Annotated in this window: 8 protein-coding genes and 3 pseudogenes; 7 read left to right on the top strand and 4 right to left on the bottom strand. The window is 57.4% G+C overall.

Annotated elements, in window-relative coordinates:
* Positions 1 to 3 precede the first annotated feature (3 nt).
* Positions 4 to 1,077: a patatin-like phospholipase family protein gene (locus tag AC0L8G_RS12830; protein ID WP_473384577.1), complete on the bottom strand. Its 1,074-nt coding sequence runs from the start codon at positions 1,075 to 1,077 to the stop codon at positions 4 to 6.
* Positions 1,078 to 1,292: 215 nt separating this feature from the next.
* Between AC0L8G_RS12830 and AC0L8G_RS12825 the strand changes: the two genes are divergently transcribed.
* The 4 genes and pseudogenes from AC0L8G_RS12825 (at position 1,293) to dnaE (ending at position 6,795) form a co-directional block, all read left to right on the top strand.
* A complete protein-coding gene (locus AC0L8G_RS12825) occupies positions 1,293 to 1,829 on the top strand; it encodes a tetratricopeptide repeat protein (protein ID WP_473384576.1) in 537 nt (178 codons plus the stop codon).
* A 146-nt stretch (positions 1,830 to 1,975) separates the two neighbouring features.
* A complete protein-coding gene (locus AC0L8G_RS12820; RefSeq protein ID WP_473384575.1) occupies positions 1,976 to 2,341 on the top strand; it encodes a DUF1304 domain-containing protein in 366 nt (121 codons plus the stop codon).
* 106 nt (positions 2,342 to 2,447) lie between these two features.
* Positions 2,448 to 3,083 carry a CatB-related O-acetyltransferase gene (locus tag AC0L8G_RS12815; protein ID WP_473384574.1) on the top strand — a complete coding sequence of 212 codons (636 nt, stop codon included), beginning with the start codon at positions 2,448 to 2,450 and terminating at the stop codon, positions 3,081 to 3,083.
* Between the two features lie 272 nt (positions 3,084 to 3,355).
* Positions 3,356 to 6,795, top strand: a pseudogene (dnaE, locus tag AC0L8G_RS12810) (DNA polymerase III subunit alpha).
* Position 6,796: 1 nt separating this feature from the next.
* Here dnaE and galU read toward each other — a convergent pair.
* Positions 6,797 to 7,664 (bottom strand): annotated as a pseudogene (gene galU, locus AC0L8G_RS12805) (UTP--glucose-1-phosphate uridylyltransferase GalU).
* A gap of 293 nt (positions 7,665 to 7,957) precedes the next feature.
* On the opposite strand from galU, the gene AC0L8G_RS12800 reads away from it, so the two are divergent.
* Positions 7,958 to 8,788, top strand: coding sequence for a DUF502 domain-containing protein (locus AC0L8G_RS12800; RefSeq protein ID WP_473384573.1), 831 nt, complete (start codon positions 7,958 to 7,960; stop codon positions 8,786 to 8,788).
* On the opposite strand, the pseudogene recG reads toward AC0L8G_RS12800, so the two are convergent.
* Positions 8,785 to 10,868 (bottom strand): annotated as a pseudogene (gene recG / locus AC0L8G_RS12795) (ATP-dependent DNA helicase RecG). The gene AC0L8G_RS12800 and the pseudogene recG sit on opposite strands and share 4 nt — an antisense overlap.
* 78 nt (positions 10,869 to 10,946) lie before the next feature.
* Between recG and AC0L8G_RS12790 the strand changes: the two are divergent.
* Together AC0L8G_RS12790 and AC0L8G_RS12785 are read left to right on the top strand one after the other, a co-directional pair.
* On the top strand, positions 10,947 to 11,339 hold the full coding sequence (locus AC0L8G_RS12790) for a hypothetical protein (protein ID WP_473384572.1): 393 nt from the start codon (positions 10,947 to 10,949) through the stop codon (positions 11,337 to 11,339).
* Positions 11,332 to 12,114 (top strand): NUDIX hydrolase, encoded by a 783-nt coding sequence (locus tag AC0L8G_RS12785; RefSeq protein ID WP_473384571.1) that lies wholly within the window; start codon positions 11,332 to 11,334, stop codon positions 12,112 to 12,114. Before AC0L8G_RS12790 ends, AC0L8G_RS12785 begins: the two co-directional genes overlap by 8 nt.
* Here AC0L8G_RS12785 and AC0L8G_RS12780 read toward each other — a convergent pair whose 3' ends face one another.
* On the bottom strand, positions 12,115 to 13,620 hold the full coding sequence (locus AC0L8G_RS12780) for a PQQ-dependent sugar dehydrogenase (protein ID WP_473384570.1): 1,506 nt from the start codon (positions 13,618 to 13,620) through the stop codon (positions 12,115 to 12,117).
* Positions 13,621 to 13,718: the final 98 nt, after the last annotated feature.

Here is a 13,718-nt window from a genome sequence, read left to right as displayed (position 1 = left end):
GGGCTAAAGCGCTCTCGCTGCTGATTCGGCGTCATCATCTCCGGCAAACATTTCGCGCAGATTGACCGATGATTTCTTGCCGATGGCGTCGAAATTTTCCTCGAGCCATAAATCGGCGATTTCGCGCCCCTTTTGTTTGAGCTCGCTTAAAAACCCCCAATCGGTGCGAAACTTACTGGTGATGTCATAGTCTGTCAGCGCTTTGTCTGACCGGATGGAATGTATTCGGATCGCGCGCAGGCGGTCGCGATATTCCTCCTTGATCCAGCCATCGTCGAGTAGTTTGTGTACGAACTCGATAGCCCGCAATTCTCTCAGGAGAGATGAATTGAAGCTGATCTCGTTGATGCGGTTCATGATTTCCGGCGCCGTCGCGGGAATATCTTCGCGTTCAATTGGATTGACATGGACTATGATGATGTCTGAGGTCTTGGCTTCATAAAAAAACGGGAACAGCACCGGATTCCCCATATAGCCGCCGTCCCAATAATGTTCGCCTTTGACTTCTACCGACTTGAACAGGAAGGGAAGGCAAGCTGAGGCGCAAATAACATCCGTAGACACGTCTTTTGTGTTAAAAACATGCACCTTGCCCGTGCGCACATTCGTGGCGGCGACAAAGAGCTTTGTGGTTCTGCATTTGCTCAGACTTTCGAAGTCTATTGTGTCATTGAGAATGTCACGCAGCGGATTGATGTCGAACGGGTTGAATTGCGCCGGTGACAACGCCCGCGTTACGAGATCAAACATTTTGTAGCTGACGGCGTTGACGAAATTATTCGTGGCGGCGCTGAAGGGAAAAGAGTCAATGTGGATCGGGCTGTATAGAGCGCCGGCTTCGCTGATGCGCTTCCATAGCTGATCCATGACTTCGCGCGCACCCTCGCACCCACCTTTATGAAGGCCATAGGCGACCGCAGCGGCGTTGACGGCGCCAGCGCTGGAGCCTGAGATTGAATCTATGCCCAAGCGGTCATCTTCAAGCAATCGGTCAGCGACGCCCCAGGTTACTGCGCCATGAGCGCCGCCGCCTTGAAAGGCGAGGTTGATCTTTTTGGTGCTTTTTTTCGCGGCCATCAATCTGTCCGTCTATACAGCGTATGCAGAGCGCAGTCAGGTTTGAATTGAGAGCCCATGGGGCGTGTCCCTTTGATCCGCTTAAAAGTGAGAATATCACGCTTGCTGCGTCGCACAAATTCTTTCGTCACAAGGTAAGATGTCGTCTCAAGCGGCTTCGTATGAAGGCGCTTATTCGCTAGAGTGATCCGTGTCAGCGAACAGGAGCAACAATCATGCGACTTATCACCTGTCTCACCTGCGTAGCCTTCCTATATGCGGCGCCGTCTCAGGCGCAAATGTCAGTGACCACGATCGGCGCCACCGATGCGGTGAGTTGCTACGAGAATGCGCGAGATGACTTTTCCCGCGACACCGATCCATGTGACGAGGCGCTCGAACAGTCAGCAATGTCGCGAAGCGACCAAAAGAAGACGCTGGTTAATCGCGGTATCATCCTCAATAGAGTTGGCGAAGTAGGCGCCGCCATGGATGATTTCAATAACGCGCTCGAAATTGATGGGGCGCTCGGCGAGGCCTACCTTAATCGCGGCAACAGCTTCTATCTGATGCGTCAATATGATGATGCGCTTTCAGACTATGAGCGCGCGCTTGAAATGGGCCTGACCAAACCATGGGCCGCGTGGTACAATATCGGGCTTGTCTATGAGGCGACGAAGCAGCCGGCAAAGGCGCGTGAAGCTTATGAAGAAGCAGTGCGCATCAATCCGAATTTCACGCAGGCGCAAATGAAATTGAATAGTGGCGAGTGAGTACCGTCATCCCGAAACTCCGGATACGGCAGTTCTGTAAGAACGCGCGCCCTTGCGCGATTATTGTCGCGTGAAGAAATTTATCCGGGCGTCGGATATTTGAGGCGCCAGTGATTCAATAGCGCTGGTAGAAAAGGTTTGTCCCGATGTTGAAAATCTCCGCCTATATGACTGTCCTTATTGTCGCCGGATTGCATCTCGGGTTCCTCGCGCTGGAGATGTTTTTCTGGGATCACGAGATCGGCCGGGAAATTTTTAATATGACGGCGGCGCAATCGGCGGAGACGGCGGTCTTGGCCGCTAATCAGGGGCTGTATAACGGTTTTCTTGCCGCCGGTCTTTTGTGGGGCGCCGTAGCTGGCAAGCGCGATGTAGTTTTCTTTTTTCTGCTCTGCGTCATTGTTGCTGGGGTGTTCGGCGCCGTGACAGCGAAGCCGACAATTCTGTTGACGCAAGCTGTGCCGGGCGCTGTGGCGCTGGTGCTGAATTTCCTGGCCGATCGCAAAGCTTAGAGCCGAAGCGCAGCCGGTTGTTTCTGGATCGAGGATCGCATCGGGACCTTGATCACCAGACTGCATATTGTATGGGTCTTTGCTTTTCTTGCGGGAGGATATTTCCATGACGGGTCCTGACCCTAACCAAACCCATCCGCTGGATGGCGTCACACAGGTCGCTTTTCTCAAGCCAGTCGTTGATCACCCTATGGTCGAGATCGGCGACTACACATACTACGACGATCCCGATGGACCGGAGCATTTTCTCGAAAACTGCGTCCGCTACCATTTTCCGCATATGAAGGACCGGCTGGTGATCGGGCGCTATTGCGCTCTCGCATCAAAGGTTCAACTCATCATGAACGGCGCTAATCATGCGTTGGACGGGTTTTCGACTTTTCCTTTCGCGATTTTCGGAAATGGCTGGGAGGACCCGGCGCTCGACTGGTCGAAAGGTTCAAAGGGCGACATCACTATTGGCCATGATGTCTGGATCGGGACGGAGGCGATGATCCTGCCCGGCGTAACCATCGGTCATGGCGCCATTATCGGCTCGCGGGCAGTGGTGGCGTCAGATGTGCCCGCCTATGGGATAGCGGTCGGCAATCCGGCGCAAACAATCAAGTGCCGCTTTGACGACGCCACGATTGAACGGCTTCTGGCCATTGCCTGGTGGGATTGGCCCCCAGAAAAGGTCACTGCCAATCTCAGCGCTATCCGCGGTGCGGACATTGTCGCGCTGGAACAGGCAAGTCACTGAAAATTCAGTATCAATAGAGGCTTTATGCCAGTGGGAGAATTTTGCCGGTGAATTTTACTCGACATGAGAACAAAAAGAGAATAAAGAACAAAGGACGAACCATTAAAGGGAGCGTCCTATGGAAAACGAAAGCTTGCGCGACGTCGTCGGACTCGGCGTACTCATCATGGTCATCGGCGCGGCGCAATTCTGGAGCGCGCTTCTCGGGGCGTGAGCCGGTCTCTCGCTAAACATGAAACTCGGCAAAACCTGCAGTCCGGGAAGGGTTCGGCGTGACAGCGCAATTCGTCCATCTGCACCTTCATTCGGCTTATTCCCTGGCAGAGGGCGCCATCCCGATTGGCCGGCTAAAGGATCTCTGTCTGAAGGCGGATATGCCGGCCGTCGCCATTACCGATACGAACAATCTGTTTGGCGCGCTTGAGGCCTCTACGACATTGTCCGGCGCCGGGGTGCAGCCGATTATCGGGTTACAGCAGGCATTCGACCCTGAGGATTTCGGTCTTCCGCCAGCGCGCGGCGGGCATCTGCCGGGGCTCGTCCTGCTTGCTCAGTCCGAGACTGGTTACGGACATCTCCTCAAGATCACCAGCAAGGCGTTTTTGGAATCCCGTCTGGAGGAGGGTGCTTGCGCCGGCTTCGATTGGCTCGATGATCATAATGCCGGGATTATCTGCCTGACCGGCGGATATGATGGCCCGATTGACCGCTTGCTGCGTGAAGACCGGGTCGACGAAGCCAAAGCGACCTTGTTGCGTTTGGCGAAGATTTTCCCGGATCGTCTTTATGTTGAGGTTCAGCGACACGAAGCCCGGGATGGCGAGAGTATCGAGCCGGTGCTGGTTGACCTTGCCTATGAGATGGATCTGCCGCTCGTCGCCACGAATGAACCGTTTTTTCCCACCCGGGACGATCACGAGGCGCATGATGCGCTGCTTTGCATCGCCCAGGGCGCATATGTGCATCAGGATGATCGGCGCAAAGTTACGCCGGACCATTTTTTAAAACCGGCGCCGAAATGGCTGCACTGTTTTCGGATTTGCCGGAAGCAGTCGAAAACACCATGGAAATCGCCCGTCGCTGCGCTTATCGCCCGCGCTTCCGCGATCCGATCTTGCCGAGTTTTGCCGGCGAAGATGGCGGCGAAGCGGAGGCGATGGAGCTTGAGCGTCAGGCGCGTGAAGGCTTGAAGGCGCGGCTGCACGCTGTCGAGCCGTCCGCGCCGGAAAGCGAATATTGGGACCGGCTCAAGATTGAGCTCGACATCATCAACCGGATGGGGTTCCCGGGCTATTTCTTGATCGTTTCCGACTTCATCAAATGGGCCAAACGCGAAGGCGTGCCAGTGGGGCCGGGGCGCGGTTCCGGCGCAGGATCGTTGGTCGCCTGGGCGCTTACTATTACCGATCTTGACCCATTGCGCTTTGGATTGCTGTTCGAACGCTTTCTCAATCCTGAGCGGGTCTCTATGCCCGACTTCGATATCGACTTCTGTCAGGACCGGCGCGACGAGGTGATCCGCTATGTTCAGGAGAAATACGGCCGCGATCGTGTGGCGCAGATCATCACTTTCGGAAAGCTGCAAGCGCGCGCCGTCCTGCGCGATGTCGGGCGGGTGCTAAACATGCCGTTCGGTCAGGTCGACCGGATATGCAAGCTGGTTCCGAACAACCCCGCCAATCCGGTGACGCTCGCCGAAGCGCTGGCGACGGAGCCGCGACTTAGGGAGCAGCGTGACGAGGATGAAGGCGTCGCTACGCTGATTGAAAAAGCGTTGAAGCTCGAAGGGCTCTACCGCCACGCGTCAACCCATGCTGCGGGCGTTGTTATTGGCGACCGTCCGCTTGACGAGCTTGTCCCGCTTTATCGCGATCCACGTTCCGACATGCCGGCGACGCAATTCAATATGAAGTGGGTCGAACCAGCAGGGTTGGTCAAGTTCGACTTTCTTGGTCTGAAGACCCTTACCGTTATTGCGCGCGCTGTCGGATACGCGTCGGAGCGCGGCGTCAGTCTTGATATGAGCGATATCCCGCTCGACGATAAGGCGACCTTTGATATGCTGGGCGAGGGCGCGGCGACCGGCGTGTTCCAGCTGGAAAGCACCGGCATGCGCTCCACTCTGCGCGCCATGAAGCCGGACACTCTGGAAGATATTATCGCGCTTGTCTCCCTCTACCGGCCGGGGCCGATGGAGAACATCCCGACTTACATTGAGTGCAAGCAGGGGGAACTGGAGCCGGATTATCTTCACCCCATGCTCGAAGGGGTGCTGAAGGAAACTTACGGCGTCATCATCTATCAAGAGCAGGTGATGCAGATCGCGCAGATCCTGTCTGGCTATTCGCTGGGCGAAGCGGATTTGCTGCGGCGCGCCATGGGCAAGAAGAAAAAAGAAGAGATGGACCTGCAGCGCAAGCGGTTCATCGACGGGGCGAAAGAAAAAAATGTCGATCCGGCCAAGGCGTCGGCGATTTTCGATCTGGTGCAGAAATTCGCCGGTTACGGTTTCAACAAGTCGCATGCGGCCGCTTACGCCTATATTGCGTATCAGACAGCCTGGCTAAAGGCTAATTATCCGGCGGAGCTGTTGGCTGCGTCGATGTCGCTTGACCGCGCCAATACTGACAAGCTGGCGATTTTCCTGAAGGAAGCACGACGGACGGAGGTCGAGGTCCTGCCGCCCCATATCAATCATTCGAAGGCGGATTTTTCGGTGAAAGATGGTGCGATCGTTTACGCTCTTTCTGCAGTCAAGAATGTCGGAGAATCCGCGATGGCGGTGATTTTCGATGAGCGTGTTGCAAATGGTCCGTTTAAGGATCTGATCGACTTTGCCGAGCGCGTCGACTTGAAGCTGGTCGGCAAGCGCTCGCTCGAAAATCTCGCGCGCGCTGGCGCGCTTGACGATCTCGGCGTGTCGCGCGCCCGAGCGTTTGCTTCTGCGGAACTTTTGATCCGCACGTCAGTCGCTTATCATGAAGAGCAAAATAGCAATCAGGGCGGTTTATTTGCGCTTGATAGCGCGCCGGCTTTGGCAAAACCGAAATTGCCGGTTGTCGAAGACTGGACTTCTCAGGTGCGGCTCGACGAGGAGCGCGCTGCAGTCGGGTTTTATTTCAGCGGCCATCCTCTCGATGAATACGAAAAAGAACTGCAGCGCCTGAATGTCACAACATTTTCCGACGTAGCGGCCCGCGTCAAAACCGGCCGCGCCGGACTGCAGATGGCGGGCGTCATACGCAGCGTACGTATGCGCCGCTCCAAAACCGGCAAGCCCTTCGCCTGGGTTGAGTTGTCTGATCCGAGCGGCGAATATGAAGTTACTGTTTTTTCCGAGACGCTGAACGCCGCCCGTGATTTGATGGAGTCGGGCTCGATGGTGCTGGTCGGCGTGACGGCTGACGAGCGCGATGGCGATGTACGCTTGACCTGTGAATCCATGCGCCGCCTTGATGAAGCAGCCGCTGCAACCGTTTCTCAGTTGCGGATCTCCGTCACCAGTTCAAATGCTTTGGAAGGTTTGCAGCGACGGCTTGCTTCGGTTCGGCCGGCGGGACCGCGTGAGGGCGGCTCGGTTGTCGTCGTCATGCGGTTGCCGGAATCTGGTCGCGAGGTCGATATAGCCTTGCCAGGGGTCGCCGCCTGCACGCCGGCGATGCGCGGCGCTTTGAAAAGCATTGACGGCGTCACCGATGTGGAGCTGATCTGAGTTAGATCGTTTTCACGAATGCGCGCAGCGCGTCTGCAAATTCCGGGCGCTTGAGCCCGAGCGCCAAATTGGCTTTCATCCAGCCTAGCTTGTCGCCGCAATCATGGCTTTTGCCTTCATATACATACGCGTAGAAGGCTTGCTCTTTCATCAGCGCGTCCATCGCATCGGTCAGCTGGATTTCGCCGCCGGCGCCCGCGAGGCGTGGTTTCCAGGAGCTTGAAAATTTCAGGCTGAAGAATGTACCGGCCGGTAATGGCGAGATTTGAGGGAGCAACGGCGGGGTCAGGCTTTTCCACCATGCCGGACATTTCAAACATCCGTCCGTCGCGCGCGCCCTTCGGCGCAACAACCCCATATTTGTTGGTGTCTTCTTGCGCGACCTCTTCAACGGCGATGATATTGCCGCCGGATTTCGAATATTCGCTGACCATTTGCGCCAGACAGCTCTTTTCTGCATCGATCACCACATCCGGAAGGGAGACAGCAAATGGTTCATCGCCGATTATGTCGCGGGCGCACCAGACTGCATGCCCCAGCCCGAGGGGCGCTTGTTGGCGGGTATAGGAAAGTGCGCCGGCCTTCGGAATGACGCTAACGACGCTATCCAGAATGGCGCTTTTCTTTTTCGCCTCCAGGCCCGCCTCCAGTTCGAAGGCGTGATCAAAATAGTCTTCAATCGCGCCTTTGCCGCGCCCGGTGACAAGCACGACATGCTCGATTCCAGCCTCGAAGGCTTCGTTGACCACATAGTCGATCAATGGCCGGTCAACCAGCGGCAGCAATTCCTTTGGCGTTGATTTCGTCGCCGGAAGCACGCGGGTGCCGTGGCCGGCAACGGGAATGACGACTTTTCGAACCGGTTTCATGAGAGGCTTTCCTGTTAAGGCTTGTTAACTTTTGGGCTGCGGATTCAGCGCTATTGAAGACCTTGGTTCTTATCCTCACCTCTGGGAAGAAGATCAACAGGCCTGATCCGCCTGAGGGTCCGAGGGCAGGCTTCAGCCTGCGGATAAATGAGAATTAGGGCCTATATTGGCGGGGCGGCCCGATTGCGGACATGAAATCGCCGCCTGATGCGGCTGTCTTGCACAGGCGGGGTCCCTCGCGCATATGATAGTATAGAAGCGGGTCCATAAGAGTTGCGAGCGTCAAGGGCATTATGAGCGACGAACACGAAACGAAATCATCCGATAACGCCCGCCGGGGCGGGGCGCTGTCAGGCGACGGGCCGTTGATCCATCCGAAAAAGCAGAGCTTTTTTGCGAGCTTGTGGTCAAGCTTTCTCGCCGGCGTCGCTGTCGTAGCGCCGATCGGCATTACGATCTGGCTGTTTTACCTGCTTTTCACCGGCCCGATGGCGAAGCTCGATTCTCTGGTAAAGCGCACCCTGCCGATCGGCGACAGCAATATTGAGGCGGTGCTGCAGGTGCTGCCCGGTGTTGGCGTATTCGTCGCCTTTGTCGTTGTGGTGTTGCTGGGCGCCTTCACGAAAAACTTTATTGGCCGTTCGTTCATCCGTTCGGGAGAACGCTTGTTCGAGTCATTGCCGATTGTTCGCAATGTTTTTGGCTTTTTCAAAAACGTTTTTGAGACCGCCTTGCGCCAGTCTGACCGTTCGTTCAAGGAAGTCGCGCTGGTGGAGTATCCGCGCACCGGCGCCTGGGTGATGGCCTTTGTGGTGGGAGAAACCAAAGGTGAAGTGCGGGCGGCGCTTGATGATATGGGCGACCACCTCACCTCGATTTTTATCCCAACGGTGCCGAACCCCACTTCCGGCTTTCTGTTATTCGTGCCGCGCCGGGAATTGCGTATTTTGAAAATGAGTGTTGAAGAGGCGGCGAAAGTGGTCTTCTCGCTTGGTCTGGTTACACCCGAATACGCTGATGGAACCGAGGCGGCCCAGCGTCTTGAGGCGCTGGCGGAAGAAGCGCGCGGTCGCGGGAAACACACATTAAAAGACCGGCTTTTTGGCGGCCGCAAAAAAGCCTAGCCTGCGCTGAGCAATTTGACCGCATCGTCGCGGCTGAACAGATAAAGCAAGGTGCGCAAGGCTTCGCCCCTTGGGGTTTTGAGATCCGGATCGCGCTCCATGATGAGTTTTGCGTCATCGCGCGCCGCGGCGAGCAGTTCTCCATGAACCGCAATATCGGCAAGACGGAAGCGCGGAAAGCCCGATTGTGCTGCGCCGAGAAAATCCCCCGCGCCGCGCAGGCGCAAATCTTCTTCAGCAATCACAAACCCGTCTTCCGTGTCGCGCAGCACCTTCAGGCGCGCCTTGGCGGTTTCGCCCAGCGGTGCTTTGTACAGGAGAATACAACTGGATTTTTTGTCGCCGCGCCCGACGCGGCCACGTAGCTGATGAAGTTGCGCGAGGCCGAAACGCTCTGCATGCTCGATGATCATGATGGTTGCGTTCGGTGCATTGACGCCAACTTCGATGACAGTCGTGGCGATCAGCACCGACAGTTCGCCGCGATAAAAGCGTTCCATCACCGAATCCTTGTCTGCGCCGGACATGCGTCCGTGCACAAGGCCGACGCGGTCGCCTAACACAGCCTTCAAGCTCTCGAATCGCTCTTCCGCCGCCGTGAGATCGATTATGTCAGATTCTTCCACCAGCGGGCACACCCAATAGGCCTGATCTCCTTGTGCGATTGCCCGCTGCACGCCTGCGATCACTTCATCGAGGCGGTTCATGGAGATCGTGCGCGTGTCCACTGGCTTTCGGCCCGGCGGCTTTTCCGCAATACGGCTGTTTTCCATATCCCCGTAAGCGGTCAGCGCCAGCGTGCGCGGGATCGGCGTTGCGGTCATCACCAGAAGGTCCGGCTTCGGACCTTTTTGCGTAAGCGCGATACGCTGGCGCACGCCAAACCGGTGCTGTTCGTCAATAACAACCAGCGCAAGATCCCTGAACTTCACGTCATCCTGAAACAACGCATGGGTGCCGACCAGCATATCGACCTCGTCGGCCTCCAGGCGCGCCAGTTTTTCATTGCGCGCCGCGCCCTTGTCGCGGCCGGTCAGGATTTCCATCCGCACACCGGTCGCAGCAGCGAGATCGGCAAGCGATTCCATGTGCTGGCGCGCGAGGATTTCGGTGGGCGCCATCAATGCGGCCTGTGCGCCGCTTTCAATCGCCGCCAGCATCGCCAAAAACGCAACGATTGTTTTCCCGGATCCAACATCGCCCTGCAGCAATCTCACCATGCGCTCCGGCGCACGCATATCGTCGAAGATCTCCTTCAGGGCTTCTTTTTGCGCATCGGTCAGTTTGAACGGGAGTGCATCGCGCGCCTTGGCAAGCAGTTGTCCGTCACCTTGTATGCTGCGGCCGCTGGTTTTTACGCGCGCCTTACGGATCAGCGCCAGGGCGAGCTGGTTCGCGAGCAATTCGTCAAAAGCAAGACGCTGACGCACCGGCGTCATCATCGACAGGTCTTCCTGCGCTTGTGGTGTGTGGAGGTTTTCCAGCGCGGCTTTCCAGCCAGTCCATTGCCGCGCTTTGAGCCAGCTCGGGTCTTGCCATTCATCAAGGTCTGGTGCGCGCGATACTGCCTGTGCAACGGCTTTGCGCATCACGGCGGAGGAGAGCCCCGCGGTAAGCGGATAGATCGGTTCAAAGAGCGGCATCTCGCCAGGTTTGTCCGGGTCAGCGATATAGTCAGGGTGCACCATCTGCCGCGCGCCATTGAAATCTTCAACTTTTCCGGACACCAGACGCGTTGAGCCGTCGGGGAGCATTTTTTGCAGATAATCCGCGCGCGCGCGGAAAAAACGAGCGTCAAAAACCCTGTTTCGTCAGAACAAATGACTTTGTACGGCAGGCGATTGCCTTTTGGGGGTGGCTGGTGGCTGTCGACGGAGACTTTGAGCGTCAGGATTTTACCTGGCGGCGCATCCGCAATTGCTGGCTGAAAGGACCGGTCGACGAGTCCGGCCGGCGGGGTCAGAATCAGATCGACAATGCGCGGTCCGGCGGCGCGACCAATGAGGGCGGCGATTTTCGGGCCGACGCCGGTGAGCACCGTGATATCGGCGAAAAGGGGGTTTAGTACGGTCGGTCGCATAGGTTTTCGTTTAGCGCTGTTTTGCGGGCTTTTCCATTTCCTCAGGCGGTATAAAAGACACGGCAGGAGGCTCGTTCCATGATCAGATCGCTCATCGCCGTCATTGTAGCTGTCATTTCCGGCTTTGCGTTAGCGAAGACGATTGAAGGCGGCGGCGCATCTATGCTGGATGCTGCGCCCGGATCGGCTGGATACAACGCCATGCTTTTACTGGGCTGGTGCGTCGGCGCGTTTATGGCTGCGTTTCTTGCGCTGTTTCTCGGCGTCAGATGGGCGCCGCTTGGCGGCCTCGCCGCCGCCGCGATCTTTCTTGGGGCGGTTATCACTCTTTTTTCCTACCCTTTAAGCTGGTTTTTGTGGCCTGGCGCCATGTTGGCGACAGCGATAGGCGGATATGGGGCGGTGAAAGCGACCGGCGCAAAAAGCGTTCATCCCGGGCGCGACCGCAAAATCGGATTGTTTGATGACTGACAAACTGATCCCGGCGGCGACAATTCTTCTTCTGCGCGATGCGCCCACGCTTGAAGTGTTGATGGTGGAACGCCATGCGGAGATAGCGTTTGCAGGCGGCGCCCTGGTGTTCCCGGGCGGACGGATTGATAAGGGCGACGGCGACCTTGCCTGGGCGGCGCACACCCATGGTCTCAATGCAGTTCCCGAAGACCAGCATGCGCCGCGCATTGCTGCGCTCCGCGAAGCGTTTGAAGAAACCGGCGTGCTGATCGCGCGGCGGGATGGCGCTATGATTGACGCGAGCGCAGCGGAAAAGCTCGCGTCATGGCGCAGTCGGATTGAGCAGGATGACCGGCTGTTTCTCGAAATGGTCGCCGGCGAGGGATTGGCGCTCGCAACAGACGCACTAAATCTTTTTGCTCGCTGGCGCCCGCCAAGCGGCGTCGGGCATCGGCGTTACGACACCTGGTTTTTCGCCGCCGCAGCGCCAGAGGGACAAATCGCCCGCGCGGATGGCGGGGAAGCCATGGAGGTCGTGTGGACTACGCCGCAAGATGCGTTGTCGGCGCGCGATGCGGGTGAGCGTAAAATGATCTACCCCACGTCGCGCAATGTGGAACTGCTCGCGCAGAGCGGTAGCGTGCAGGCGGTATTTGATTTTGCTGCGCAACGCGAAATCCGGCCGGTCGAGCCTTGTATTGTTGAACGCGGCGGCGCCCGCTTGCTGTCGATACCGGACGATCTCGGCTATCCAATCACGGAAGAACCGTTGGAAAGCGCCATGCGCTCCTGATCATGGCGTTTCGATCACAAAGATCGAGCCGCCGATGGTCAGAATATAGAGGTTTCCCGACACGTCCTCGCCAAAGCCAACAACGCCGCCAATGGTTCCGGTATCAGGAATGAGCGCATCCGTCAGTATTGTGAATTGGCTCGAGGCTATGGTGGAGCCTTGCGAAACGGCGGACACAGGAAACGACCAGATATTATCTGAGATGAAGTCCGCAAACACATACTGCCCCTGAAGCGCGGTCACCGGACCGCGATAGACATAGCCGCCCGTAAGGGAATTGCCCTGCAACGGTCCGGAACCATGACCATATTCGGCGATTGGCGGCGTGAAGGACGGGCTGTCTGCGCCTTGCTCCATGGCGGTGCCTTCGCGCACGGGCCAGCCGAAATTGAGACCCGCTTCACCCGGCGCGATAAGATCGATTTCCTCAAGATCGCCCTGACCCACATCGCCAATATAGAGATCGCCGGTAGTGCGGTCGAAGCTCGATCGATACGGATTGCGCAATCCATAGGCGTAAATTTCCGCTGCGCCGCCGCCGCTAGCGAATGGATTGCTAGCGGGAATGGCATAGTCACGATCGGCGTCGCCGGGAAAATCATCGGACGAGGGGTCAATTCGCAACATTGCGCCGAGCAGGCTGTTGGTGTTCTGGCCGTTGCCGAAGGGATCGCCGCCGCCACCACCGTCGCCCAAGGCGATATAGAGAAGGTCGTCCTGACCGAAGCCGATCCAGCCGCCATTATGGTTGGTGTCCGGTTGCGCGACTGTGAGTATCACGTCGCCGCTTGCCGGATTGGCGAGATCTGGATCGCCTGCGGAGCGTTGATATCTTCGGATTTCCGTGTCGCCGGAGAGATTGGTGATGTGGACATAAAAATTTCCGCTCAACGCATAGTCAGGCGCGAGGGCGAGACCAAGAAGGCCGCCTTCGCCTGCGGTCCCGACGATAGAGGTGATGTCGAGAAATGCTGTCGGGGCGAAGGCGCCAGTCGCGGGATTGAGAATGCGGATGCGGCCAGACCGCTCGCCCACCAGCACATCGCCCGAAGCGCGGCCGACAAGCGACAAGGGCGCTGATGCGGACGCGGTGACGCGGCGCACGGCAATGTTTTCAAGAACATCCGTAACGGTGACGGCAAGCGCTTGCGTGGCTGTCGCAGAGCCATCGCTAACCTGCAACGTCACCTCATAAACGTTGTCGCTATTGCCGTCTGCGGGCGATTCAAAATCTGGAGCGCTGACAAACGACAAGGCGCCGCCGACCGTGATGGAAAATTGCGCGGCGTCGGGACCGCCTGAAATCGAAAAGCTCAGCGCGTCATTATTCGCGTCAGAAGCGGTCGCATTATAGAAAGCGCTGGCGCTGTTTTCTGCAACGCTTGCTGTTGCGGCGGAAGTGAATACTGGCGCGCTATTGCCGCCGCCCATGGGCGGGGTGGAGTCGGTGCCGCCGCAAGCAGTCGCTAAAATGGCGAGGGCCCCGAAGTTGATAAGGTGTTTCAAAGCGGCGCTCCCTGTTCCAGCGCGAAGTGGCGCATAGTTTATCAGGTTTCAGGAGGAATGGTCGCGCTGCGAGATTAACAAGCGGTATGAAGGATCGT

It is taken from the genome of Hyphococcus sp. D3-15, from assembly GCF_055809375.1.
This window is presented reverse-complemented; position numbering and strand designations above follow the sequence as displayed.

Excerpts from the sequence above, each read along its gene's own strand:
- AC0L8G_RS12830 (WP_473384577.1), bottom strand. The coding sequence starts at position 1,077 with ATGGCCGCGAAAAAAAGCACCAAAAAGATCAACCTCGCCTTTCAAGGC.
- AC0L8G_RS12825 (WP_473384576.1), top strand. The coding sequence starts at position 1,293 with ATGCGACTTATCACCTGTCTCACCTGCGTAGCCTTCCTATATGCGGCG.
- AC0L8G_RS12820 (WP_473384575.1), top strand. The coding sequence starts at position 1,976 with ATGTTGAAAATCTCCGCCTATATGACTGTCCTTATTGTCGCCGGATTG.
- AC0L8G_RS12815 (WP_473384574.1), top strand. The coding sequence starts at position 2,448 with ATGACGGGTCCTGACCCTAACCAAACCCATCCGCTGGATGGCGTCACA.
- AC0L8G_RS12800 (WP_473384573.1), top strand. The coding sequence starts at position 7,958 with ATGAGCGACGAACACGAAACGAAATCATCCGATAACGCCCGCCGGGGC.
- AC0L8G_RS12790 (WP_473384572.1), top strand. The coding sequence starts at position 10,947 with ATGATCAGATCGCTCATCGCCGTCATTGTAGCTGTCATTTCCGGCTTT.
- AC0L8G_RS12785 (WP_473384571.1), top strand. The coding sequence starts at position 11,332 with ATGACTGACAAACTGATCCCGGCGGCGACAATTCTTCTTCTGCGCGAT.